This is a genomic window from Flavobacterium sp. ZB4P23, assembly GCF_003970375.1.
GTDB lineage: Bacteria > Bacteroidota > Bacteroidia > Flavobacteriales > Flavobacteriaceae > Flavobacterium.
Genome location: NZ_RYDK01000001.1, coordinates 1 through 25,663, shown reverse-complemented (window position 1 = coordinate 25,663; position 25,663 = coordinate 1). Strand labels below are relative to the sequence as shown.

At 33.7% G+C, this 25,663-nt stretch carries 20 protein-coding genes and 1 other RNA gene; 15 read left to right on the top strand and 6 right to left on the bottom strand.

All coding sequences use genetic code 11. The annotated features are described in order from the left end of the window. The first annotated feature begins 7 nt into the window (after nucleotides 1–7). The 8 genes from zwf (at nucleotide 8) to EKL99_RS00070 (ending at nucleotide 10,001) form a co-directional block, all read left to right on the top strand. Nucleotides 8–1,618 carry a glucose-6-phosphate dehydrogenase gene (gene zwf, locus EKL99_RS00105; protein WP_126459263.1) on the top strand — a complete coding sequence of 537 codons (1,611 nt, stop codon included), beginning with the start codon at nucleotides 8–10 and terminating at the stop codon, nucleotides 1,616–1,618. Continuing rightward, complete coding sequence (gene pgl / locus EKL99_RS00100) at nucleotides 1,602–2,321, top strand: 6-phosphogluconolactonase (RefSeq protein WP_126576151.1); 720 nt, start codon at nucleotides 1,602–1,604, stop codon at nucleotides 2,319–2,321. Before zwf ends, pgl begins: the two co-directional genes overlap by 17 nt. A gap of 1,034 nt (nucleotides 2,322–3,355) precedes the next feature. Further along, nucleotides 3,356–4,117, top strand: coding sequence for a LytTR family DNA-binding domain-containing protein (locus EKL99_RS00095; protein ID WP_126576150.1), 762 nt, complete (start codon nucleotides 3,356–3,358; stop codon nucleotides 4,115–4,117). Between the two features lie 82 nt (nucleotides 4,118–4,199). Then, entirely contained in the window at nucleotides 4,200–4,610 is a 411-nt protein-coding gene (locus tag EKL99_RS00090; protein ID WP_126459254.1) for a response regulator, read from the top strand. A gap of 480 nt (nucleotides 4,611–5,090) precedes the next feature. Then, nucleotides 5,091–5,630, top strand: coding sequence for a DUF4402 domain-containing protein (locus EKL99_RS00085; RefSeq protein ID WP_126553430.1), 540 nt, complete (start codon nucleotides 5,091–5,093; stop codon nucleotides 5,628–5,630). Between the two features lie 104 nt (nucleotides 5,631–5,734). Continuing rightward, a complete protein-coding gene (locus EKL99_RS00080; protein ID WP_126563684.1) occupies nucleotides 5,735–6,601 on the top strand; it encodes a molecular chaperone in 867 nt (288 codons plus the stop codon). A 217-nt stretch (nucleotides 6,602–6,818) separates the two neighbouring features. Beyond that, the gene (locus tag EKL99_RS00075) at nucleotides 6,819–7,379 is read left to right on the top strand and encodes a hypothetical protein (protein ID WP_126576149.1); all 561 of its coding nucleotides are present in this window, start codon (nucleotides 6,819–6,821) and stop codon (nucleotides 7,377–7,379) included. A 120-nt stretch (nucleotides 7,380–7,499) separates the two neighbouring features. Further along, entirely contained in the window at nucleotides 7,500–10,001 is a 2,502-nt protein-coding gene (locus EKL99_RS00070; RefSeq protein ID WP_126576148.1) for a hypothetical protein, read from the top strand. Between the two features lie 186 nt (nucleotides 10,002–10,187). Here the strand turns inward: EKL99_RS00070 and EKL99_RS00065 are convergent, their stop codons facing one another. Further along, complete coding sequence (locus EKL99_RS00065; protein WP_126459238.1) at nucleotides 10,188–11,609, bottom strand: ATP-dependent RecD-like DNA helicase; 1,422 nt, start codon at nucleotides 11,607–11,609, stop codon at nucleotides 10,188–10,190. 167 nt (nucleotides 11,610–11,776) lie between these two features. Here EKL99_RS00065 and EKL99_RS00060 point away from each other — a divergent pair, with 167 nt between their 5' ends. Continuing rightward, entirely contained in the window at nucleotides 11,777–12,583 is an 807-nt protein-coding gene (locus EKL99_RS00060) for a DUF3822 family protein (RefSeq protein WP_126576147.1), read from the top strand. Further along, nucleotides 12,580–13,173: an RsmD family RNA methyltransferase gene (locus EKL99_RS00055; RefSeq protein WP_126576146.1), complete on the top strand. Its 594-nt coding sequence runs from the start codon at nucleotides 12,580–12,582 to the stop codon at nucleotides 13,171–13,173. The genes EKL99_RS00060 and EKL99_RS00055 overlap by 4 nt, the downstream gene beginning before the upstream one ends. 14 nt (nucleotides 13,174–13,187) lie before the next feature. Here the strand turns inward: EKL99_RS00055 and EKL99_RS00050 are convergent, their stop codons facing one another. Next, a complete protein-coding gene (locus EKL99_RS00050) occupies nucleotides 13,188–14,105 on the bottom strand; it encodes a ketopantoate reductase family protein (protein WP_126459232.1) in 918 nt (305 codons plus the stop codon). 125 nt (nucleotides 14,106–14,230) lie between these two features. Continuing rightward, nucleotides 14,231–14,548: RNase P RNA component class A (gene rnpB / locus EKL99_RS00045), an RNA gene on the bottom strand. Nucleotides 14,549–14,669: 121 nt separating this feature from the next. On the opposite strand from rnpB, the gene EKL99_RS00040 reads away from it, so the two are divergent. From EKL99_RS00040 to EKL99_RS00030, 3 genes are all read left to right on the top strand, one after another. Next, nucleotides 14,670–14,978, top strand: a complete 309-nt coding sequence (locus tag EKL99_RS00040) for a hypothetical protein (protein ID WP_126459229.1) — start codon at nucleotides 14,670–14,672, stop codon at nucleotides 14,976–14,978. A gap of 168 nt (nucleotides 14,979–15,146) precedes the next feature. Then, nucleotides 15,147–16,232: a DNA polymerase III subunit gamma/tau gene (gene dnaX / locus EKL99_RS00035; protein WP_126451676.1), complete on the top strand. Its 1,086-nt coding sequence runs from the start codon at nucleotides 15,147–15,149 to the stop codon at nucleotides 16,230–16,232. Nucleotides 16,233–16,537: 305 nt separating this feature from the next. Then, nucleotides 16,538–16,912: a DNA polymerase III gene (locus EKL99_RS00030; RefSeq protein WP_231507343.1), complete on the top strand. Its 375-nt coding sequence runs from the start codon at nucleotides 16,538–16,540 to the stop codon at nucleotides 16,910–16,912. Nucleotides 16,913–16,935: 23 nt separating this feature from the next. On the opposite strand, the gene EKL99_RS00025 is transcribed toward EKL99_RS00030, so the two are convergent. The 3 genes from EKL99_RS00025 to EKL99_RS00015 all read right to left on the bottom strand — a co-directional run bounded on the left by EKL99_RS00025 (nucleotide 16,936) and on the right by EKL99_RS00015 (nucleotide 20,465). Beyond that, a complete protein-coding gene (locus EKL99_RS00025; RefSeq protein WP_126553444.1) occupies nucleotides 16,936–17,826 on the bottom strand; it encodes a Ppx/GppA phosphatase family protein in 891 nt (296 codons plus the stop codon). An 81-nt stretch (nucleotides 17,827–17,907) separates the two neighbouring features. Then, on the bottom strand, nucleotides 17,908–19,983 hold the full coding sequence (ppk1, locus tag EKL99_RS00020) for a polyphosphate kinase 1 (protein WP_126459224.1): 2,076 nt from the start codon (nucleotides 19,981–19,983) through the stop codon (nucleotides 17,908–17,910). Next, nucleotides 19,980–20,465 (bottom strand): histidine phosphatase family protein, encoded by a 486-nt coding sequence (locus EKL99_RS00015; RefSeq protein ID WP_126576145.1) that lies wholly within the window; start codon nucleotides 20,463–20,465, stop codon nucleotides 19,980–19,982. Before EKL99_RS00015 ends, ppk1 begins: the two co-directional genes overlap by 4 nt. A gap of 729 nt (nucleotides 20,466–21,194) precedes the next feature. On the opposite strand from EKL99_RS00015, the gene EKL99_RS00010 reads away from it, so the two are divergent. Together EKL99_RS00010 and EKL99_RS00005 are read left to right on the top strand one after the other, a co-directional pair. Further along, nucleotides 21,195–21,560, top strand: coding sequence for a hypothetical protein (locus EKL99_RS00010; RefSeq protein ID WP_126459218.1), 366 nt, complete (start codon nucleotides 21,195–21,197; stop codon nucleotides 21,558–21,560). A gap of 95 nt (nucleotides 21,561–21,655) precedes the next feature. Beyond that, on the top strand, nucleotides 21,656–25,663 hold a 4,008-nt coding region (locus EKL99_RS00005; RefSeq protein ID WP_197037184.1), incomplete at its 3' end, for a hypothetical protein.

The following is a 25,663-nucleotide window of genomic DNA, read 5'->3' as shown; positions in this document are numbered from 1 at the left end:
GAACATAATGGATAATCTCAATACTATAAACCCAACCATCATTCTTGTTTTTGGAGCTACCGGTGACTTAGCTAAAAGAAAGCTTTTCCCCGCTTTTTATAATCTTTATCTTGATGGTCGTATGCCGGAAAAGTTTGAGATCATTGCCTTAGGAAGGGCCGAAAACAGTGATGCGCATTACCGAAACCATGTCAGTGAAAACCTAAATGAGTTTTCGAGAAATAAAATAGCCTCCGAAAAAGAGTTCGAACAATTTGCTTCTCATATTTCTTATTTGCAAAATGATATCGACAAAGAAGAATCATACGTGTTGATGAAACAAAAGTTAGACGCCATAGATGCGTCTTTTGGGGTACGTGCCAACCGACTTTTTTACCTCTCAATAGCACCTTCTTTCATTGAAACCATATCTAATAATATTAAGAAATTAGATCTTGCCGCGAATCCGGAACAGGATCGTATTATTATTGAAAAACCGTTTGGTTATGATAAAAGTTCTGCCGAGCTCTTAAATAAGCTATTGGCAAAAACCTTCGAAGAGGAACAAATCTACCGCATAGACCACTATTTAGGCAAGGAAACTGTACAGAACATCCTAGCTTTCCGCTTTGGAAATTCAATGTTTGAGCCGCTCTGGAACCGTAACTTTATTGATTCGGTACAGATTACGGTTGCCGAAGAAGTGGGTGTTGAAGACCGTGGTGGTTTTTATGAAGGTGCCGGAGCATTAAGGGATATGATACAAAATCACCTGATGCAAATTTTAACGATGGTTGCCATGGAAGCCCCCACTTCGTTACAAGCTGATGAGGTCAGAAACCGTAAAGCTGACGTTTTAAAAGCAATACGCCGTATAACTCCTGATGAAGTAGAACACTACACAGTGAGAGGCCAGTACGAAAAAGCTTCGATAAAAGGAAAACCGATAGCTGGGTACCTGCAAGAAAAAGGGGTGAAGGATAATTCCATCACAGAAACATTTGTAGCAATGAAATTTTATTTGGATAACTGGCGTTGGCAAGGTGTTCCCTTTTACGTTCGAACAGGTAAAAGAATGAAGGAAAAACAATCCTCGATAGTTATACAATTCAAACCGGTACCCCATTCTACTTTTTCTTTTGGAAAAGAAGGAATGATGCCAAACCGATTAATCATAAACATTCAGCCCGCAATGGATATTAGACTGCAGTTTATGACTAAAAAACAAGGCTTGTCTCTTTCGTTAAAACCAGCTGAAATGGTTTTTGATTATTTTTCATGCTCTACCCAAGCAACTGAAGCCTATGAAACCCTTTTATTAGATGCTTTACAGGGAGACCCAACTTTATTCATGCGCTCCGATCAGGTCGAAGAAGCCTGGGATGTGGTAACATCCATTCAGGATGCTTGGGAAAACGATAAATTTTCAAGTCTGCATAAATACGAAGCTGGAAGCTGGGGTCCTGAAGCGGCAAATGAATTACTTGCTCGTCAGGGGCATTCTTGGGCATCAAATACACTAGATGCCGAAGAAGAAAAGCTACGAAAGAAAGCAGAGAAAGCGGACAAGGCAGAAAAAGATAAGAAAGCAGTACAAACAAAACAAGTAGAAGTAGCAGCTGATGGTAAGAATTTTTAATACTAAGGAAGACATAACAAGCCAGGCTGCCAATATATTTGTAGCTGCTGCAGAAAAAGCAATACAGAAACGCGGTCGCTTTGTCGTAGCGCTTACCGGCGGTTCCTCACCTGTAGCTATCTATGCCCTTTTGGCAACAGCTTCCTACAAGACAAAAATAGATTGGGAAAAGATTTTTATTTTTTGGGGTGACGAACGCTGGGTACCGCTTGATGATGTACTTAGCAATGCAAAAATGGCTAACGATACGCTACTAAGTCTTGTAAATATACCAAAAAACAATATATTTCCAATGTATAGAGAAGGTGTTACTCCTGAGGATTATGCGTTGGAATATGAAAAATCTATTAAAAATATAACAGGCGAGGACGGACAATTTGACCTTATTTTATTAGGAATGGGTGATGATGGCCATACTGCTTCTCTTTTTCCAGGGCAAGCCGTATTGCAAGAACAGGATAAGTGGGTAACAGCTTATTATCTTGAGTCTCAAACTATGTTTCGAATAACTCTAACTGCACCTCTTATTAATAGAGCGAAACAGATTGTAGTAGTGACTTTTGGAGAAAATAAAGCCTATGCCTTAAACGAAGTTTTATATGGAGCGTATAATCCCGAAAAATATCCTATGCAATTAATTAAACCATCGGATGGCGAATTATTGTTCTTGACCGATAAGGCTGCTACAAGTAAGGAAAAATAATTTAGTGCTAAATTACATTGCATTATTAAGTTGAGCGGTCTTGTTTAATTATCTTTAGCTACCACAATGCAAAAATATTTTTTTAATTTTATGACTATCCGTTACTAATACCATTTCGTTTTATTTTGTCATTTCGACGGAGGAGAAATCATATCAGTTGCTCTCGTTATGTGATTTCTCACTTTGGTCGAAATAACAAAAGAGCTAAATTTCATTTGTAAAATGTAGTTTGGTACAAGTAACGGACAACCATATTTAATTTTATGTCTTTCTGTAATTACTCCTATTAAAAGAAAACTGGCACGGATTCCCGGGTTATACATAGATTTTTTAAAATGGTAAAGCGTAAAATCTGTAGTAAAAAAATATACTTTAGGTATCAGATAAACATATATATTTAAAATATGTTTATCGGCTTATTCATCATTATATTTTTAGTTTTGAACCAAACAAAACACTTCAATAAAAAGCCAAATTCAAAATCCATTTTTCATTAAAATTGTTTATTTTTTGAGAAGGATGGTGTAGCGCTCTTACACGGTTAGATAAAATAAAATAATCTCAGATCATAACTAACTTACTCTACTGTTAGGACTCTAAGGAAAATATATACTTTAAATTTTTTTTTATCAAAAATAAACACTAACTTTCTTAAAATCAATAAAATATATAATTCTAAAATTACCATTAAAAGTATCAAAAGACTACTATTTGATTGTAAATTCTCAATCCTTTTACAATAAAAAATAGGAAATTCCATTGTGTTAATGGAAACACCAAATTAAATTAACTAAAAGATACCCTTTTTAGCAAAAACACACTGTTTAATAACACTTAATACAGGAAACGTAACGATTATTACTTTTGTTTTTATTTAAAGAACTGCTGAGTACTATTGCTATTTATTGTTTTATTTTCGATACACAAAAATATTATTTTATTTTTTTTATAACATTCTAAAAATGAATACTATAGATTAATATCTAATGGTATTCATCGGTTTTAAAGATCAATTACCCCTTAAGTCCACACCTATGATACCTATTAATGCCGTAATTATTACGAAAGAAAAAGACACTTTACAAATTATTAAAAAATTTGAAAAAGAAAACTTTATAATTCTTAAAATAGTAAACGAAACGAGCTCTATAATTGAAGGAATCAATAGTATACAATTACAAAAACCAGATCTCGTATTTTTAGATATTTCCTTTACAGATGATACTTTTTTTGATATGCTCAATGAATTAGAACAGAGTATTCCTAAACTGGTATTCATTTCTGCCGATAAACAAAATGCTGTAATCGCATTTAAACAAAATGCGATTGATTTTATTTTAAAACCTGTCGATTTTAATTCTCTTCTTTTAGCTGTATACAAAGTAATTAAAAGAATTAAAATGGAGCGATCCTATCAAAATCAGGTAATCAAGGCACTTGAGCTATTAAACTCATTAAATCAGCCAAACGATTATGTTGCGGTTTCCTCCTTGGATAAAATTGAACTCATTCCTATGTCGGAAATAATTTACTGTAAGGCCGAAGGAAGGTGCACTACTTTTTTTCTACAAAATGGCAAAAAAATCGTATCGAGTAAAAATTTAGGAGAATATATTACAATTCTCGATCCCAACTATTTTTTTAGAATTCACCACTCGTATATTATTAATCTGCGTCACATAGTGAAAATTTCTAAAAAAGAAGGCTATTTCTGCGAATTTCCTAATGGTGTACTTTTGGCTGTTGCCAAAAGACGGCAAGATGATTTTAATAAATTTATTAAACTTAAAGAATAACAATTACACAAAATTATAGGAGTTCTTTTTCGTTGTAAACTAATAAATATTTCCTGTATGACTGCACTTAAATACTAAAACCATGAAAACCGAGTTGAAAGCAAAATTCGAAAAAGTGCTATTAATTGATGATAATCCAATTGAACGCTACATTAATTCTAGAATAATTCTCCATAATAATTTTGGAAAAAAGGTTGTCGAGTTTTCACTTGCAAGGGAAGCACTGATATATTTAGAAGAAAATCAAGAAAGACATGGTCAGCTGCCTGAGATAATTTTTATAGATTTATATATGCCCCATTTTTCGGGTTTTGAATTTCTGGAAGCTTATGATAAATTTCCGCTTACTTTAAAAAATAAGGTTAAAGTATTTATTGTTTCAAACACGATTGATAATCATGATATTATTCGTGTTTGCAGGGACCCAAATGTAGTTTCCTTTCAGCAAAAACCTATTACACAAGAATTTCTGGATCGAATTATACTCAAATGATGCTAATTTTGAAACGTTTAAAAACAACTTGTTTTAAACCGCAAAGACACTCTTTTTTAATTTTCGAAACTAGTTCCATTCGTTTATAAATTATCTTTTTAAACCTTTTAAGAAAATACAATAAATGAACGCATAACTGTAGCAATAATACATTTTTATAAGAATTTTAATTATTAAAAATTCAAGTCCTTTTAGTTAATTTTAACTTTTTAATGTTTTTTTAAAGCCTTTAAAAAGCATGAACACAATAAAAACCAAGATTTTATTAAATTTTTATCAAATAATTCTTACTTCGGCTCCTTTTCACTTATGACTTAGTAGCCATCATTTATTACTTCTCGTTTTACATATATTAACGGACTAAATACATTTGCTCCGGAATTGGCACTTTTGCTAATACAAAACAAATTATTTAAACTGATTAAGGACCAGAGCAAAACCTGCACTTGCTTCTTAATTTTAACCCCAAATTATTTTACAATGAAAAAAATTACATCACTTTTATCTATTATGGCTTTGACTGCTGTGTTTAGTACAAGTGCTTTGGCACAAAATGCACCATCTTCAGTAAATTCAACTGGTACCACTACAACTATTGTAGCTCCAATTCAAATTACTACTTCGACCGCATTAAATTTTGGTTCCTTTGCAACTTTATCTACTGAAGGGGGTACACTTGTTATGACTCCTGCAGCTGTTAGATCATCTACTGGAGGAGTTAAATTGACTTCTGCTACTGGATCTCCTGCTGCTGCTGCATTTGCAGTATCAGGTGAAGGAGCTTATGCTTATACAATTACATTGCCTACTAGTGCTCTTGAACTTACAACTGCAGCTACAGGTACAGGATTAAAAACTATGTCAGTTGCTTCTTTTGTAAGTTCAATTGGAACTTCCGGAACTTTAACTGCTGGATCACAAGCCTTTACTGTTGGAGCTACGTTAACCGTTGGACTTGCACAAGTGGTCGGTACCTATGTAAATTCGGGTGGTTTTGCTGTTACGGTAAATTACAACTAAATTGAATAAAAAGGGTGCTTAGAAATAAACACCCTTTTTAATTAAATTTTAAGGAGCTTAATTCATTAAATAGAAAAACAAAATACCACAAAATTAAAACCCTCATGACTAAAAAAAGTATTCTTATTCTGGTTCTTTTTTTAAATTTTTCATTTCCTTTACTGGCCCAAGGAGATTTAATGGTATTCCCAAAACGCATTGTCTTTGACGGAATTCAAAGCCGGGTACAAAATGTTAATTTATCCAATACCGGGAAAGATACTACAACCTACAGATTATCCTACAGTCAGATTAAAATGGATGAAGATGGTAAATTCAATACGATAGAAGAACCAGAAGAAAATCAAAATTTTGCCTCACCTTATCTCCGTTATTATCCCAGAACTATCACTCTGGCACCTAATGAATCGCAAACCGTAAAAATCCAACTCATCAAAACCAGCGAATTAAAAGAGGGTGAATACCGCTCTCATCTGTATTTTCGAGGTGTTCCTAAAACGAAACTTTTAGAAAACGAAACCACTGCAACAGATACGATCAAGCCAAAAAGTATAGACATTCAATTAACACCTGTTTATGGGATTTTAATCGCCAATATTATTACGATAGGACAAGCAAATACGGCAGTGACCTTATCTAATTTGGCATTGCTGCCATCACAGGATTTATACTTGGATATTCACCGCACAGGCAATCAATCTGCTTATGGGGAACTGAATGTCAATTATATTTATCCTGAGGGAATTAGTACTAATGTGGGACTAATAAAAGGCTTTGCAGTATATGCTCCTGGAAATTTGCGCAAAACCAAAATTAAACTCAATACTATTCCAGGTATTGATTACAGCAAGGGAAAATTACAGGTGATCTATTCTACCCCAAATCAAGAAACTACTTATGCTGAAGCCTTCCTTAATTTGTCAGACAACGAAGAATATTCACTTGAAACGGAAATTAATAGTAATAAATAAGAATCATCTGTTTGTTAATTTTGTTTGTTTTTTGAAAACATTACGATAAAAAATACAATACCAAAACATCAAAATATTTTCAGATAAATTACGCCGTGAAAGACATCGTTTTTTTCTAAAACAAAGCATGATAATGAGATAAGTGCAATCGCAAAAGAATTATATTACAGATAAACCTTTTGATTTATATATTATTTAATAGAACAGAAAATTAATAATGCCAAAAATTCTTATAACAAGTATCGTTCTAATTATATTCGTATTAGACTTAAAAGTACCTCTAGGAGTAGCAATAGCTGTTTTGTATATAATTCCTTTAGTTATTTCATATACTTTAGACAAAGATAAAATAATAAAGCTTGCCATAATATGCACTATTTTAACACTTATTGATACCATTGATTACTACCATATCGAAATGTATTATAGTGTTTTTACTAACAAATTCTTATCCATTCTTTCTATCTGGATATCGTGCTTTATTATTCTACGATACAAAGATATCTTGTTACAAAAAGATACAGAAAAACAGAAATACCTAAAATCCATTACTGAAATGCTTTTTCAAGTTTCCCATCAAGTTCGAAGTCCTATTTCTAGAATGCAAGGTTTGACAAATCATATTGATTCTAAAGCTATATCAAAAGAAGAGTTAGAAAGTTTAAGTATCTATTTAAAAGATTCTGTTACTGAACTTGACATCTTCACAAGAACTTTGACAGCTAGTTTAGAAAAAATCCGAATTCAAAACACTACTGATCAAACAAATTCTAATTAATATTCATAGACGCAACTCAGGCAGTTCTCTAAAAAAATAATTCCCTTTAGCAAAAGTACTTGCTACTCTTCGTTCTTTATGACTAAATTGTACAACATCATATCTCTATTCCTTTTCTCCATGATAGCCTTTTCTGCTACTGCACAAGAGGAAGATTGCGATGAAGTTTTAGTGCTGCTTCAGGTAAAATACATTGGTGCCACCGAAATTTCCTCGGTAATATGCGGATCTAAAGTCTATCTTTCGGTATCCGAAGTTTTGGATTATATTAAAATACGAAATATACCCAATTCTAATTTTACTACTATTGAAGGTTTTTTTATTAATCAAAATAACACCTTCAAAATTGACCAAAACACCAACACCATTAGCTACAAAGAGGAAGTTTACACCCTGAAATCAAGCGATTTTATTCGTACCAAAACAAATTTATTTTTAAACGCTTCTTATTTCAATCAAATATTTGGGCTCGAAAATAATTTTAGCTTTAGGAGTTTATCCGTTGAAATGGTCTCAAAACTCGAACTTCCCGCCATTAGAGAAGCCCGATTGCTAGAAATGCGCGATAACATCAACAAAATGAAAATGGAATTTAAAGCGGACACAACTATCGTACGTGACAAACCACTACTTCATTTTGGAACAGCTAATTGGGCTGTTAATACCATACAACAATCTGAAGGAAGTCATTCAGAACGATTACTCCTCAATTTAGGCGGCATTGTAGCTGGAGGTGAATTGACCACTTTGCTAAATTACACCAGCAACCAACCCATAGTGGCCAAAAACCAGTTTTATCGATGGCGCTATGTGAACAATGAAAACAAATATATTAAGCAGTTCACTTTAGGAAAAATTTCAGCTCCTTCCAAAGCGACAATTTTGTTTCCCATTATCGGAGCTCAGATCACGAATGCCTCTACCCAAATCAGAAAATCTTTTGGCACGTATATCTTGAGCGATCATACCCAGGCCAATTGGACGGTGGAACTCTACATCAACAATGTATTAATCGATTATCTTCAGGCAGATGCCAACGGTTTCTTTTCGTTCAACGTTCCTTTAATGTACGGTCGTACCGAAGTTACACTCCGATATTATGGACCTTGGGGCGAAGAGCAGTTATTTAGCAATCAATTTGTAGTTCCTGCTCTTTTCCTTCCAAAAAAGGAGGTAGAATACACGATCAGTTCCGGGATTATTGAGGATAGCAAAGGCAGTATTTTTACCAGTGCAAAAGTAAATTATGGACTTTCTAATCACGTCACTTTGGGAGGTGGAATAGAATATATTTCCTCTTTAGAATCGAATAAAAGTATTCCGTTTTTGAATTCATCCTTTCGACTCTCGTCTCAATTATTTCTTACGGCAAGCTATTATTCAAAAGTGCTGTATGATCTCAATTTGAATTATACGACACCCAAAAACCTTCGTTTTGACTTTGATTATAGCAAATACGATAAGAACCAACAAGCCGTTCGATTCAATTATTCCGAAATGCGGAAAGCAAGTATTTCCATGCCGCATCGCAGTTCTTTTTTTTCGGGAACTTCCCGATTTACCATTCAAGAAAACCTATTTAGTACCACTAAATTTACCACTTCTGAATTTTTACTCTCGGGAAATTCATTTGGATTTAATTTTAATTTTACCACCAATGCCTTTTTTACCAAAAACCAAAAACCATTGGTATACAGCAATATTTCTACCTCATTCCAACTTCCTAAAAGATTTGTCCTTGTTCCCCAATTGCGCTATGGATATGATGCCAATGCCATGACGACATTGCAAACACAATTGAGAAAGCCAATTTTTAAAAAAGGCTATATTCAAGCCTCTTTAGATTATAATTTTAAGAATCAAAACAGTAGTTTTCAAATTAGTTTTACACATAATTTCGATCATATCAATACTGGATTTTCAAGTGTTTTTTATAAAAATAGTGCTTCTTTTTCACAATCTGCCAGCGGAAGCTTAATCTTCGAACCCCAAGCTAATTTTGTGCGTTTTAATAACCAAATAAGTGTGGGCAGAGCGAGTGTAAAATTTGTTCCGTTTTTAGATATCAATGGAAATGGAAAAAAAGAGGCCAAAGAACCTCTGGTAAAAGGAGTCCAGATCATAGTAATGGGCGGTGACCGTCAGCTCGTTAATCCCGATGGAACCACCATAATAACCGGATTAGAACCCTATATTAATAATTATGTGGAACTTAATACCGCCAAAGTTAATTCTATTGCTTGGCGCATAAATAACAAAACTTTAAATTGTATACTAAATCCCAATCAATTAAAAATAATTGAAATTCCGGTTGTGGTTGTGGGAGAAGTTTCCGGAATGGTGTATCGAAAAGAAAATGAGCAACTTCTGGGAACTGGAGGCTTAAAAGTCGCTATCTATGATTTACACGATACATTAATCGCCAGTATTCTTTCGGAACCCGATGGTTATTTTAGTTATTTGGGTTTAAAATCGGGACAATATGTTGCGAAAATGGATTCACTTCAATTGGAAAATTTACAGATGAAGGCAAGTCCCTCCTACCAGAATTTTGAAATCGATAATGGTATCGATGGTGCTTTTGTAGATACTTTGGAATTTGTACTCGAAAAAACAAAATAAGTAGATCTACATAATATTTACCGGCGTCATACGAGAAGAATCCCCAATAACTCGTATTCAAAAAAGAGCCTGAAATTTTAAGCAAGTCGTTTAGTGTGTTCATAGCTATTTTTTTTACCGCAAATCCGCAAATTATATATTAAAAATTAAATAGAAAAATTTGCGAATTTGCGGTTATTTTTAGATTTACTCCACAAAATTTTCATCTTTAAATCCGATCAAATATAATTTGTTTTTGGCTCGGGTCATTGCGGTATACAACCACCGAATATAATCTCTATTGATGCCGTCCGGCAAATACGGTTGTTCTATAAAAACGGTATTCCATTGCCCGCCTTGTGATTTATGACAGGTTATGGCATACGAGAATTTTACTTGTAAGCCGTTGAAATATTCGTTGGCTTTTACTTTTTGGAACTGATTGAATTTTGTTTGACCTTCGTAATCTTTCAGCACTTCCTGATACAATCGGTTGGACTCTTCATAGGTTAATGATGGCGATTCGCTTTTTATGGTGTCCAATAACAATACTGTTTCAAACGGAATCTGATTGGGATAATCAATCATTCTGATTTTTACTTTGGCAAACTTAAAACCATACAATTCTTTGATATTGAAAATTTCCAAGACTTCGATAATATCACCATTGGCAATAAAACCTGCTTCATCAGAATCTTTTAACCAGAAATAATTATTTTTCACCACCATCAGGAAATCACCTGTAGAAAGTTCACTTTCTTTATCGAGGATTTTGGTTCGGATTTGTTCATTATATTGATTCGCTCTTTTATTGGAACGAACAATAAAAGCAGTATCTTCAATGCTATAATTACTGTAGGCAGAATTAATGGCGTCCTGAATATCATAGCCATCAGTTAGGCGCACAATATCTTTGAATTTTTTGACATCAAATTTGAATTCAGTTATAAAAGAATCCTTCAATAGTTCTCGAAGTTCCGTGGCATTGTGCAAAATTCCCGAATTTTCTTCCTGACGCATCACTTCGTCCAACTCAATATATTCGACTTCTTTATCGTAGTTAATACTTAATGTTTGAATGTCTAATGCGGGACTGATATCTAAATTTACCGGCGGCAATTGAGCCGAATCTCCCAGTAAAATCATTTTGCAATTCGTGCCTGAATACACATAGGAAATCAAATCATCCAGTAGAGAACCATTTTCATAAAGCTTAGAATCGGAATTGGTGTCCGAAATCATCGAAGCTTCATCAACAATAAAAATCGTGTTGGTGTGTTTGTTTTGTTGCAAAGTAAATGAGACGCCACCTCCGGAAGATTTCTTAGGAAAATAGATTTTTTTATGAATTGTAAAAGCCGGTTTATCGGAATAATTAGCAATCACTTTTGCCGCACGCCCTGTTGGCGCTAATAAAACATACTTTTTATTGATTTCTACTAAACTATTTACAATCGTAGCTATTACGGTAGTTTTTCCGGTTCCCGCATATCCTTTTAAAACAAAAATGGTATCGTTATGCGTGTCCGTTAAAAAAATAGCTATTTTTTGAAAAAAAATATCCTGTTTGTGTGTCGGTTGAAAAGGAAATTTTTTTTGTAAAAGACTATAAAAAGAGGAGGAATTCATTTGGTATAATTTACATGCAAGGTAGAGAATGTTTTTTCAATTTCAATGTCAATAGCAATTTCAATTTTCAATTATTACTATTGATTTTGGCTATTGACATTGCAATTGATATTGTTATTGATTTTAAAATTTGTAAGTTTGCGTTGTTTAGAAAAAGTAATCTTATTATGAACATAGTCGAAAAAAATTATAAAAAACTTTCCATTCAAGTTTCATTGAAGGGACTTTCTTTTTGTACATTTGATATGCTGAACAACACTGTTATTTCATTCAATGAGATACATTTTGATCCATTTGACACCACTACCAAAATTGAAGATTTGTTTGCCAATGCCTTTCAGAATTATCCAGAATTAAAGGATACCTATGACGCCGTTCTGGTGATCCACAACAACAATCTTTCTACGTTTGTACCTACAGCACTTTTTGATGAAAACTTTATAGGAAGTTACTTACAATATAATACAAAGGTTTTTGAAACTGATTTTTTTGCGTTTGATGAAATACCAAATAATCAAATGAATGCCGTCTATATTCCGTACGTGAATATCAATAATTTTTTTATTGATCAGTTTGGCTCTTTTGATTATAAACACGCCAATAGTATTTTAGTTTCGAAACTTTTGGTTGCCTCCAAAAACATTGACCAAAAAAAGATGTTTATTCATTTCAATTCAGGTCATTTTGAAATCATTGTGGTTCAAAACCAAAAATTATTGCTTTTCAATTCTTTTGAATACAGCACACCTGAAGATTTTATGTATTACATCTTATTTACAGCCGAACAATTGAATTTAAATCCAGAGAACTTTCAACTGGAAATGATAGGGAAAATTGAAACCGAGAGTGCTTTTTTCAAAATAGCTTACCAATACATTCGCAATGTTTCCCTAATTGATGTGGAAGATTTGCGATGGAACAATTATTTTTCTGAGGCCGAAAACAGAAATCATTTTATACTTTTCAACTCATGAGAATCATTTCAGGAAAATACAAAGGAAGACGCATTTTTCCGCCAAAAGGACTCCCAGTTCGTCCCACTACCGATATGTCTAAAGAAGCATTATTCAATGTTTTGAACAACCATTTCAGTTTTGAAGGACTAAAAATATTAGATTTATTCTCTGGAACCGGGAATATCAGTTTCGAGTTTGCCTCTCGTGGCAGCACCCCAATTACCTCTGTCGATGCGGATTTTGGTTGTGTAAAATTCATCAAACAAGTGGCAACCGAATATGATTTTAATATAGCTGCTACAAAAAGTGATGTTTTTACCTATTTAGAACGGTGTAAAACTTCGTACGATATCATTTTTGCAGATCCACCTTATGCATTAGACCAGAATACTTTTGAAAAAATTATTTCATTGATTTTTGAAAAAGAACTGCTCAATGAAGAGGGAATGATGGTAATTGAACATTCTAAATATACCAAACTGGATCACATGATTCACTTTTCATTTAAAAAAAGTTATGGTGGTTCCATTTTTAGTTTCTTCGAAATTGGCTCTGGCGAGGAAGATTCTGAAAATGAATCAGACCAAAACGATAGTGACGAAGAATAATTCCGGAAACAATTTTAAGACAATTGCTCCAATATTTGCTTATATATTGGAGTATCAACCCCGAATTTCAAACCTTCATTAACTACATATTCTGTCAAGGAACCCACTTCCGTTTTATTACCTGCTAATAGATCTCTGTGCATGGATGATGTATTGTCTTGTGGGGACTTCTCTAATTTAGCAATAGTTTGAGCAACAATGTCAATTGGCATCGCTAATCCTTTTGCTAAAGCAACAGCAGAAATCTCGTTTAATAATGAGCTATAAACTGCCTTATTTTCAGGATTATTTAAAATTCCTCCAATGTTTTGGTTCAAACATGAAGTTGCTGAAGCCAGAGCTGAAATAAAAATAAACTTTTCCCAAATCGTTTCTTCTATATTTTCAACAAGATAACTTTCGATATTTGCTTTTTCGAAGATAGATTGTAATTCTATTAACTTAGAAACCGGAGCATTTTTTGAACCAAAGAATAATTTTTCATAAGCACCAATTTTTTTGATCGCACCGGGAGCAACAATCATCGAAACAATATACACACAACCCTGTAATACATTATTTTCAGGAAATAGTATTTGTATGCGTGCCGTGGCATCAACGCCATTATATAAAGGAAGAATTATCGTATCTGGAGTGATACAGTTTTTTATAGATTCAAAACTTTTTTCGATATCATAGGTTTTAGTGGCGCAAATAAGGTAATCCAGCTCCCCAATTTCTTCTGGATCGTTAGAAACTAAACTAGGAAAAACAATGGTTTCACTCTCCTCTAAAATAATTTTCAATCCTTTTTGGGCTATTGCTTTTTGGGTTTCGCCACGAGCAATAAAGACAATTTCGATTGCATCCGACTCAGAATAAGCTTTGGCTAATAATCCTCCGAAATAACCGCCTACTCCACCTAATCCTAAAATTCCAATTCGTGTTATCATAAGCACTATTTAAAAAAGTAAACCATTAAGGAATTTAGAAAATTAAGCCGTGGAACTTAATGAAAACTAATATCTTAATGGTTTCCTTTTAGATTTCACAATCCTAAATTTTATCAAATCTTTTAAAAAAATGCAGACCTATAAGCCGGATTCTGTCTCTAATCAAGTAGAGCCTTATCATTTATCTAGATCCCGCATTACTGCGGGACTCAAGCTATCTACCCTTCAACAACGGACGAGAAGCCCTTAAATGCTGATATACTTGATATTTCACCGCATAGAGTTTACCTGGTTTCACTACAGCATTACCTGTACATACTTTCTGTTGCACTTGTCCTAATCCAATTACTTGAACCGACGGGTGTTACCCGCTATGCTTCCCTTTGGTGTCCGGACTTTCCTCTCTTTTGATTGCTCAAAACAGCGATAAGGCGGTCTGCGGTGCAAAATTACAATATTTTTTCATGTATCGCCATTTTAGATTATTTACTTTAACATCCTTTTCGCAATGACTTAATAATAAATTAGTTACCTTTATAAATAACAATAAATCTTTCATTAATCATGAAACCAATGTACCATTATACCACCGTAATAGAAGCCTTAGAAGATCTAAAAGAAAAAGGTTTTACCTATGATTTTAATATTCATCAAGATGATATTAAATCTAATCCACATAAATTTGAAGTAAATCACGTCTACCGCTACGAAGGGGATACTGATCCTGACGAAGAATCAGTAGTATATGGAATCAGCTCTGATTCTGGTAAAAAAGGAGTTTTTGTAGCTGGTTTTTCGGCAAATTCAAATAATGACGCCGCAGTTGTTTTAGAAAAATTATGCATCGAAACCGGTGGACAATCCAAACTTTAGGTAACACATAATACCGTTAAAAAAAAACACTTAAAAATCTGATTTTCTCTTCTATCTGGGCTAGGGAATTTGGGAAATAAAAACCATTTGAAAAATTATAAAATCTTTCAATACTTAAATTTTTCCATCTTTAAATTAAAACCTATATTTGCTTTCGAATAAAATTCTATGGAACAATTTGTAGTATCGGCCCGTAAATATCGTCCTCAAACATTTAAAGATGTTGTAGGACAAAAAGCCATTACCAATACTTTATTGAATGCCATAGAAAGCAATCACTTGGCTTCTGCCCTATTATTCACAGGGCCTCGCGGCGTTGGCAAAACGACATGCGCTCGTATTTTGGCTCGAAAAATAAATCAGCCCGGATACGATGATCCAAATGAAGATTTCGCTTTTAATGTTTTTGAATTGGATGCCGCATCAAACAACTCTGTTGATGATATCCGTAATTTGATTGACCAAGTTCGGATCCCGCCACAAACGGGACAATACAAAGTGTATATTATTGATGAGGTTCACATGTTGTCTTCCGCAGCTTTTAATGCTTTCTTGAAAACATTGGAAGAACCGCCAAAACACGCCATTTTTATTTTAGCAACGACCGAAAAACATAAAATTATTCCAACGATACTTTCTCGTTGTCAGATATTTGATTTCAAAAGAATTACCGTAAAGGATGCCAAAGAACATCTTGCTGAAGTTGCTGCCAGTCAAGGCGTAAATTTTGAAGATGACGCTTTGCATATCATTGCTCAAAAAGCTGATGGTGCCATGCGAGATGCGTTGTCTATTTTTGACCGAGTAGTTTCTTTTTGTGGAAAAGAGTTGACACGTCAGGCCGTTACGGAAAACTTGAATGTGTTGGATTACGAAACCTATATTAATGTAACAGATTTGATTTTGGAAAACAAAATTCCGGAATTATTAATCGCTTTCAACGAAATTCTTGCCAAAGGATTTGATGCACACCATTTTGTATCCGGATTAGCCTCTCATTTTAGAGATTTACTGGTTTCTAAAACACCTGCAACTTTATCTTTATTAGAAGTTGGAGAACAAGCACAACAAATGTATGGCGTGCAATCACAAAATTGCAGTCAAGATTTTCTCTTGAAAGGAATCGAAATAGCAAATGATTGTGATTTAAAGTACAAACTGAGTCAAAATCAACGACTTCTTGTTGAGCTTTGCCTTATGCAACTGGCCTCTATCACTTTTGATGGAGAAAAAAAAAAGTTGACCAATTTATAATTCCACCTACTTATTACAGGAAGAATGATTACGCTATAGTAGAAATTCAAAAAAACAATGGCAATAGCAATGAAAATGGCAATGTCAAAAATCAAGTTCCAGTTTCCAAATCCGAAACTGTTTCCCAGAACTCAGCTGAAGAGTTTAAACTTGAAGTTGTTCAACCTGAAACCCAAAGCCCAAAACCCATAACCCATAACCCATCAGGAAACGAGCCTAAGATTTCAGCTTTTTCGTTATCCAGTATTCGGGCAAAAAAAGCTTTAGAAGAAAGCAATAAAGGAATAATAAAAGAAGTTCTTAATTTGCCTACAGAAACTTTTAGCGAGACTGAAATGTTGCTGTATTGGAATAAATATGCACAACGCTTAGGAGAGAAAGGGTTTCGAATTATGGAATCACTCCTGCTTATTAATGATCCGGTATTAAGTGGAACTGCCATCACAATTGAGTTGCCCAATGAAGGATCAAAACTTGATTTTGAAAAAGAATTAAATGGGCTTTTGGGATATTTAAAAGGGCATTTACACAATCACGACATTACAATTGAAGTGATTGTAAATGAAAGTATTCAAAGCAGAAAAAATTTTAATGACCAAGACCGTTACAACAGACTTCATGAAATAAATCCAAATATTGATCTGTTACGAACAACATTTGGATTAGATTTAGATGCATAATACACATAATTTAGATTGGAAACTTAAATTTTATTGTAGTACATGGCTTTTACAATACCATCTGAAAGTCCAATTTTAGGAACATAAATATTTCTGGCACCACTCCATTTCATAGCATTCAGATAGATTCTGGTTGCAGGAATAATTACATCGGCACGATCCGGATTTAATCCCAGCTCAGATATTCTTTGCTCGTAACTAAGGGAATTCAGGAAAGCGTATTGTGAATTCATATAAATATACGACAAGGGCTTTTCTTGTATTTTTCCGGACATTTTAAAAAGCTTATTAATATTTCCGCCAGAACCTATTAAGGTAACTTCATCGTATTCCTGCGTATTTGTTTTAATCCATTTTTCTATTTCATCCCAGACTACATCGCAAACCATGTCATTTAATAAACGTACGGTTCCGGCTTTGAAGGATCTTGAATTTTTCATTTTTCCATTCGAAAACAATGTAAACTCCGTACTTCCGCCACCAACATCTACAAAAAGATAGGTTTGATCCGTCTTTAATAAATGATGTAAATCAGTAGAAGCAATTATGGCTGCTTCTTTTTTACCATCAATAATTTCAATTTTTATATCGGCTTTTTTCTTTATTATTGCCACAACTTCTTTACCGTTATAGGCTTCGCGCATGGCTGAAGTAGCAAAAGCCTTATAGGATTCTACTTTGTGAACTTTCATCAAAAGATTAAAAGCTTTCATGGCATCACACATTCTTTCAATATTTTCTTCTGAAATTTCACCAACGGTAAAGGCATCTTGCCCAAGACGAATAGGAACACGAACCAAGGAACTTTTGTTAAACTGTGGCTCTTTGCCTTCTTGTTCTACTATATTTGTAATTAGCAAGCGCATGGCATTAGATCCAATATCGATTGCTGCATATTTTTTTATTTTAATCATTTTGCTTGGATTCGTTATTCCTTATAAAAAATCATTATTCAATTTAATGTATCAAACAAATGATTACCGGGATGATACTACTTACTTTTTGGATGCTAGTTCTAACTTATTTTGGTAATATTTATAGGTCTCTAGTTGTGCCCTAAAAACAGGATTATGATTTCGTCCTCTGTATTTATTATCTAATTTATAGGAATGAAAACGAGCTTTTACGTTGCCTTTCCATCCGATATCAAAATTATCGATTAATTCATTTTTTATTTCCTGATCATAAATAGGACAGGTTACTTCGACACGGTCATCTAAGTTTCTAGTCATGAAATCTGCGGATGAAATATAAACTTCGGTTTGTCCGGCATTTCCAAAAATATAAACTCTGGAATGTTCTAAATAATTATCCACAATGCTTATGGCCTCTATGTTATTGCTCATTCCAGCAATACCGGGTATTAAGGAACAAATTCCTCTCACTTCAAGTTGAATTTTCACTCCTGCCCTGCTGGCTTCATATAACTTATCTATCATTGCAAAATCAGACAAACTATTCATTTTTAGTTTCATATGTGTTTTCCTTCCGGCTAATGCATGTGTAATTTCACGGTCTATTAATTTTACAAATCGAGTTCTTGTATAGTGAGGCGAAACAATCAGATGTTTGTAACGATTCACCCTGTAGTTAATGTCAAAAAACTCAAAGATCTTCATGATATCTTTCAAAATTTGTTGGTGACTCGTAAAAAGAGTCACATCAGTATAGACTTTGGCGGTAGATTCGTTGAAATTTCCTGTTGAAATAAAACCATATCGTTTTATCTTATCATTTTCATTTCTTTCGATGACACATATTTTACTGTGGACTTTTAGCCCTTTTATTCCAAAAATAAGTTCAATACCTTCTAATTGCATTTGTTCAGCATAGGAAATATTTGAAGCTTCATCGAAACGAGCTTGTAATTCGATTTGAACCGTTACTTTTTTTCCATTTTTAGCAGCATTAATCAGAGAGCTAATAATTTGAGAATTTTTAGCTAAACGATACAATGTGATTTTAATGGAAGTCACTTTTGGGTCTAATGCCGCTTCACGCAAAAATCGTGTGAGATAGGAGAAAGACTGATAAGGAGCATTTAATAAATAATCTCTTTGGCTAATTTTTTCTAAGATACTTCCTTCGAGACTTAGCCCAGGAATGGGTAAAGGATCATTCGTTTTGTACAATAAATCAAATCGCCCAAGATTAGGAAAATTCATATAATCCCTTCTGTTATGATATCTCCCTCCTGGAATAATACTATCTGTTGATTCAATTTTCATTTCATCAAGAAAAAACTGTAAGGTATCTTTTTCAATCAATTGGTCGTAAATAAAGCGAACTGGTTCTCCAATTCTTCGGTCTTTTACACTCAAGGATATCTTTTCGATCATGCTTTTACTTAAGTCACTATCGATATCCAATTGCGCATCTCTGGTAATTTTGATCATGTGTGCCGAAACACTTTTATAATCAAAAATATTAAAGATGCTGCTTAAATTATGTCTAATCACGTCATCAATAAGAATTACATATTGTTTTTCATTATCAGAGGGCAAAACCACAAAACGGTTAATTGTTTTAGGAATTTCGATAACGGCATAGCGAATCTCTGAGGTGTGATTCATCACCAACTTCACTGCCAGGTATCCGGATGTATCTTTTAGCAATGGAAATTCTGCTAAATCATTTAATATAATAGTGACTAATTCAGGACTTAATTTTTGGATAAAAAAGTCCTTCAAAAAAATTTCTTGTTGTGTGGAGATATCATTTTCTGTAATGATAAATATATTTTTTTTCTCGAGTTCCGATTCAATTACACTCAAAATTCGCAAACTTTCGGATTGCTGCTGGATAACAATTTCAGTGATATCTTTGACTAATTGTTGTGCTGAAATACCCCCAAGATATTTTTCTCCGGTTATCCCTGTTAAACTTAATCGTCTGATGGCGGCAAAACGAACTCTAAAAAACTCATCTAAATTATTGGAAAAAATACCTAAAAACCGCAATCTGTCTAGTAACGGAACTGAATTATCTCCAGCTTCCTGAAGCACTCTGGCATTGAATGCCAACCAACTTTTTTCTCTATCAATATATTTATGTGCTACTACTTTATTCATCTTAAATCTTTGGGGAATATAATTTTTTTTATTTTACCTTTTTTTATTTTTTTCCAATTTTTAGTATCAAATTCTAAGGATACAAATCCGGTTGTAGGAATGTTTTCAACGAAAACATCTCCAAATTTATTCACGAAATTTGTAACTGCCCCGTTATGTCCAAAAAGAATAATATTTTCAAAACTGTTACTGCAGGATTTAATAGCTTTCTCAAGCTTTTTTTCATCAAAGGTATAAAGGTCGTCTTTGTAAATGATACAGTCAATAGGATATGCTAAATTTTGAGCAAAAATTAACGCAGTGTCTGTTGCTCTTTTGGCTGTACTCGTCCAGATTAGATATGTTTTGGGTATAAAATGGCTAATATCCGAAGAAACAAGATGCGCATCTTGTATGCCTCTCTTTGTTAAAGCACGATCCTTATCGTGTAACGATACCTCCCAACTTGATTTTGCATGACGTACTATAATTAAATTTTTCATAATGTAAAATAATTTTGGGGTCTCTAAACATAAGAAATTAAATAATCAGATACAATTTACAAAAACTAAGTTTATTATTTAATTTTTTTTATTAAAAACTATGTTATTAGTATCAAAAAGAATCATTACAAGGTGCTTTTTAGTTGGTAAAAATGTTTTTAGTAAACAGTCTAAAAAATAAGTTACCTTAAATCAGTCTATTAGTAAATAGATGGTTAAATTATAAACAAAAATTACAAAACCTCTTTTTATGGCAAATAATTATATCCCTATATTATAAAAAATTAACTTTCTTTTCCGTTTTTTATCTTTTTTTTTTAAAAAATTTTACCTTTCATCGACTTTTTAAGTAGTTTATAGAAAAAAGAAACAAACCTGCTGTATTACCTATAATTTAGCTCTTTTAAACATTGCCCTGTTTAAAAAAACCTGAATATAATCACTCATACCTACATGAAAAAAAATACTTTACCCCAAAAAATATCTTCTCAGATTTATCAAATTTTTTTGAAAAGTCCTTCACTCTAAATATATCATTCATCTTCATTAATGAATAGTCAGACTGACTTTGTAAATACTATTCAGTGTATTAACAGAACAAAGGACTAGAAAAATTTCATTTAAATACAATACAAATAATTGCTAGCAAAACATCATTCAAAAACAGAATGTATGTTATTTAAAAGTTCTGAAGGATAAAACAAAAATTAGGAATTTAAAAAACAAAAAATGAAAATAATTTTACTTTATACAATTACTATCGTGTTCATTTCATCAAATTTAAGCTCGAACAAATGTTCAGATTGGATTTCTTTTGGTCAAAGCAAAACGGAATCCTTACTATTTCTTAGAACTTGTGAAAATGAAAATGGCGATTCTGGATATTTTGAAATTAAGAATGAAAATGAAAAAGATGTAAAACTTACTTATGTCATTACTTTCAAAAATGGGGATCTTTTTACGGCTAACATTATGATACCTCTAGATGACAAAACAGCACAAATAGTTTGTTGGAATTGTTTAGAGTCTAAAGATAGTGGAATTGCTTCCTGGAAATTTGAAAACATTGTTTTTGAAGACCAAGCCGGCTACTAATATCATTTTGTTTTTCAACATTATTATGCTTTAAGACTTGAATTTGATTTTTAAAATTCAAAATAATACTCCTCAATTAATTAAAATTTGATTGTATGAAAACTAAAATTACTCTTTTTTTATTGGCTTTCTTTATGTCTGAAAGTCCTATACATTCTCAAACTAATCCCAACAAAACATTCGATGCAGGCTCTTATATTATTGATATGGGGCAAAACACTACAGTTGCCAAAGGTTTAAAGCCTTATGGCTTAGTTTACACTTTGATTCGCGATAAAAATGTACCAGTATACTGGTCAATAAACTCCTCAAAAGTTAAAGATGGTGCTGATTTTTCAATTGGATCTAAAGCCTATAAAGGGGGAACTTTTATAATTGCTGCTGAGGATGCCGCTATTTTAGGAACCCTTATTGCCACTTGGAGATCAAATGGGGTTGTTATTGATGGCCCGATTGCAGCACCCTTCACTGCACCCATATTTAATAAACTTACCAGCTGGCCAAGGGCACTACTAGATACCGAAAATGGTAGCCTAATAACTCCATATTATCTTAATGCCGGAATTCCATCAAGTTCTTATGTAACACAAAGTAACCCAACTCAACTTACAAGTTGTGGTGATATTTACGTACTGCCACATGCTGATCCACAGAATTGGTCTTCGGCGTATGTTATCGCACTAAGAAATTATATGCATAATGGCGGCTATCTTTGGGTAGGCTGTCATGCAGTAAGCGCATTAGACATAGTGAGTGCGGGGAATACAACTCCATTTAATTTTCTTACGGAAAAAGGTCTAGAGCCATGGGCAAATCACAATAAGCCAATCGTTGTTGGAACTTATAATCCATCCGCTAATGCTGATCCGGTGATGCAGTTTATTGGGAAAATGGATGCTTCACTACAAAATGGATCAGAACGAATCTATCTTCCAAAAGCAGAATCTTTATGGAGAAGTACTACTAAAGTAGCCATTTATCAAAACAATTATACGGACTCTGGTAGAAATTACACTTTCCCTGAAAATCCGGCTGCTCTTCTAGCTTATGGACCAACTTATGGTGATGCTACCAAGGGTATGGTAATGTATCAAGCGGCTCATGAATATAACAGTGGAACTACTGAATCTATGATTGCGGCTCAAAGATCATTTTTTAACTTTGTACTATTGGCTGGAATTAAACAACAAATTAATGTAAACCTTAACAGCTCTTTTCCAACTGCATTAACTCCTAGTCAAACGTATCCATTAATAGCAACTGTGACTGGAAATCTGGGGGCGGTTACCTATGAATGGTCCGCTATTGGAGGTGGGACTTTTTCAAGCACTTCAACAAACCCAACAACCTACATCGCTCCTTCTGTAATTGGGAACGTAGCACTCCAACTAAAAGTTACAGATGCCTGTGGTAGATCTAATTTTGTTTCCGCTTTTATGAATGGTGGTTCAATAGTAAGTTGTGCAGCAGAAGCTATTCTACCTTCAACTCCTACTTTTAAAAACAATTGCGGTAATGATATCATATTTACAGGTCTAACTATTAAAGAGCCTAATTCATCTTCAATTTGTAATACTACAAAAACTTACACGTGGTCTTATGTAGATTATACAACATGTAATCCAAGTGAAACTCCATATACCCGCAACTGGTCTTATACATATACAATAAAAGATTTAGTAGCCCCAATAATAAGTGCTGCCGGTCAAAATATTACAATTAATTCTCCGACAACACCTGTTTTTAGTCCGCCAACTGCAACTGATACTTGTGGAATAACCACAGTTAATATACTTTCTACCACTCAAACACCTGGCAGTCGACCTGGATTATACAGTACAACCAGAACTTGGGATGCATCCGACAACTGTGGGAATCGCAGTGATTCAGTAAGCCAGACTATAACAACAAATATTGTCTCAGCTCAATGTAATTCAGATACTCCACTTCCTTTTATTGATAGCACTTACGGTAACCTATTAGCAACAGCAAGTATCAACGGTGTGTGTGTGCTTTGTGCGGTTCCTAATGCTTCTAGGTTAATAGATACAGACTTGAATAATTTTGCAACTGCATTTGTAACTATTGGTGCAGCAGGTTCAGCAAATTATAGAGTGACAGACACAGATACGGATTATTCTGCTGGTACTTATGTAGGGTACAGGATTGATACTGGTAATTTATTGAGCTTAAATTTACTGGGCTCAATTACAATTAGAACATATCTGAACGGTACATTAAAAGAAATAGCTTCGGGTTCTTCTCTTTTGGGTGTAGGATTGCTTAACGGTTCAGGAAATAATTATGTAGTAGGTTTTAATACAACTCAAGATTTTGATGCGATTGAAATTTCTGTAGAAGGTTTGGCTAGTTTGTTAAATACTATTGATGTTTATTACCCGGTTATCCAAAACTATTGTACAGGTCCGGCTTTAAGTTGTAATACCGCATCGGCAATGAATCTTCCAGCTTATCCAGTAAGTTTAGAACCGTCACATACTGGCATTTCAGGCATAAGTTTAGGTACTATTTACGATGCTTCGAATGTCATTAGCGCTAATACAAATGATTATGCTACAATAACTTTAACAGCTGGTGTCGCTGCTTCGGGAAGTATTGCTGTAAAAGATCAACTAACGGATTATTCCGCGGGTACTTATGCTGGCTTTGAAATAGAAAACTCTAATTTGCTGAATGTTTCAGCCTTAGGGAATATTTCAATAATTACATACCTTAATGGAGTTCAGCAAGAATCTTTTTTGGGTAATAATTTGGTAGTCAATGGCTCTTTATTAAACAATCCTGGTCGGTATAAAGTGGGTTTTGTTTCAACAAAATCATTTGATGAAGTTCAGCTTTCCATTAACCAGACATTGTCTCTGAATTTAGGTTCAACAAGAGTTTATAGTGCTGTTTTTGAAAATTTCTGTGCTGGGCCTGATTTGGTTTGTAATACACAAACAGCGATGTTAGCTCCTACTTATCCAGTTTATATTAATGGTATAAATACAGGTATTGATGGTTTAGTTTGTGCACTTTGTTCAATAAACAATGTAGACAATTTGATAGATCAGAATACTTCAAATTTTGCTCAAATAAATTTAACGATAAGTGTTGGAAACAGCGGTAGTATTTCTGTAAAAGATCAGGTAAAAGATTATCCTATAGGTTCTTTTGTAGGTTTTACAATAGAGAATCCTTTATTGTTGAATGTAAATGCACTCGACGCAGTCACTATAAGAACGTATCTTAATGGAGTTCTTCAGGAAACTAAAGTTGGAAATGCTGCTTTAGTTACGGTAGGAACCAATCTTTTGGTGGGAAGTAGTTTACAGACAATTGGTTTTGTTACAACTAAATCTTTTGATGAAGCTCGTATTACTATTACTAATACAGCAACAGTGAGTCTGGGAGTTGTGAATGTTTACAGTGCTATTTTCCAAAAATTGTGTCCGGTAATCTTAGAATGCAATAAAACATACGCATTGACGAATCCAATTTTTCCTGTAATCATTGATAGTGGAAAAACCGGTGTTGATGGATTGGCTTGTGTGGCCTGCGCAGTTAACAATACAAATAGTGTATTAACAGCAAACACTACTGATTTTGCTTCGGTTTTAGTTACCGCAGGAGTAATTGCTCCAGCTTCTATAGCTGTTTTAGATCAGTTGTCTACTTATCCTGCGGGTAGTTATGCAGGATTTACAATAAAAGATTTGAATAGTTTGATCCAGTTAGATTTGTTCAATTCGTTAACTATTTCTACTTATTTAGACGGTGTATTTAGAGAGTCTAAAAGTGCATCCCTATTGTTAAATCTATCTTTGACGATACCTCCGTATGACTCTGGTCCTGGAATCTATAATGTGGGTTTTCAGAGTACTCAATCTTTTGACGAAATCAGAATTAGTGTAGGGTCACTTGCGAGTGTAATAAATGATATTAATGTATACGGAGCATTTATCAATACAGCAAGTACTAGTGGCGGAACTTTGCAATGCGCTGCTATTGTCGCTAATGATGATGCTGGAACTGCTGTAAATGGTGCCAACGGAGGAACAGCTTTCTCCAATGTTTTAATAAATGATACCTTAAATGGAGTC

Bases quoted from the DNA above. Each gene is read 5' to 3' on its own strand.
- zwf (WP_126459263.1), top strand. From the start codon at position 8: ATGGATAATCTCAATACTATAAACCCAACCATCATTCTTGTTTTTGGA.
- pgl (WP_126576151.1), top strand. From the start codon at position 1,602: ATGGTAAGAATTTTTAATACTAAGGAAGACATAACAAGCCAGGCTGCC.
- EKL99_RS00095 (WP_126576150.1), top strand. From the start codon at position 3,356: ATGATACCTATTAATGCCGTAATTATTACGAAAGAAAAAGACACTTTA.
- EKL99_RS00090 (WP_126459254.1), top strand. From the start codon at position 4,200: ATGAAAACCGAGTTGAAAGCAAAATTCGAAAAAGTGCTATTAATTGAT.
- EKL99_RS00085 (WP_126553430.1), top strand. From the start codon at position 5,091: ATGAAAAAAATTACATCACTTTTATCTATTATGGCTTTGACTGCTGTG.
- EKL99_RS00080 (WP_126563684.1), top strand. From the start codon at position 5,735: ATGACTAAAAAAAGTATTCTTATTCTGGTTCTTTTTTTAAATTTTTCA.
- EKL99_RS00075 (WP_126576149.1), top strand. From the start codon at position 6,819: ATGCCAAAAATTCTTATAACAAGTATCGTTCTAATTATATTCGTATTA.
- EKL99_RS00070 (WP_126576148.1), top strand. From the start codon at position 7,500: ATGATAGCCTTTTCTGCTACTGCACAAGAGGAAGATTGCGATGAAGTT.
- EKL99_RS00065 (WP_126459238.1), bottom strand. From the start codon at position 11,609: ATGAATTCCTCCTCTTTTTATAGTCTTTTACAAAAAAAATTTCCTTTT.
- EKL99_RS00060 (WP_126576147.1), top strand. From the start codon at position 11,777: ATGAACATAGTCGAAAAAAATTATAAAAAACTTTCCATTCAAGTTTCA.
- EKL99_RS00055 (WP_126576146.1), top strand. From the start codon at position 12,580: ATGAGAATCATTTCAGGAAAATACAAAGGAAGACGCATTTTTCCGCCA.
- EKL99_RS00050 (WP_126459232.1), bottom strand. From the start codon at position 14,105: ATGATAACACGAATTGGAATTTTAGGATTAGGTGGAGTAGGCGGTTAT.
- EKL99_RS00040 (WP_126459229.1), top strand. From the start codon at position 14,670: ATGAAACCAATGTACCATTATACCACCGTAATAGAAGCCTTAGAAGAT.
- dnaX (WP_126451676.1), top strand. From the start codon at position 15,147: ATGGAACAATTTGTAGTATCGGCCCGTAAATATCGTCCTCAAACATTT.
- EKL99_RS00025 (WP_126553444.1), bottom strand. From the start codon at position 17,826: ATGATTAAAATAAAAAAATATGCAGCAATCGATATTGGATCTAATGCC.
- ppk1 (WP_126459224.1), bottom strand. From the start codon at position 19,983: ATGAATAAAGTAGTAGCACATAAATATATTGATAGAGAAAAAAGTTGG.
- EKL99_RS00015 (WP_126576145.1), bottom strand. From the start codon at position 20,465: ATGAAAAATTTAATTATAGTACGTCATGCAAAATCAAGTTGGGAGGTA.
- EKL99_RS00010 (WP_126459218.1), top strand. From the start codon at position 21,195: ATGAAAATAATTTTACTTTATACAATTACTATCGTGTTCATTTCATCA.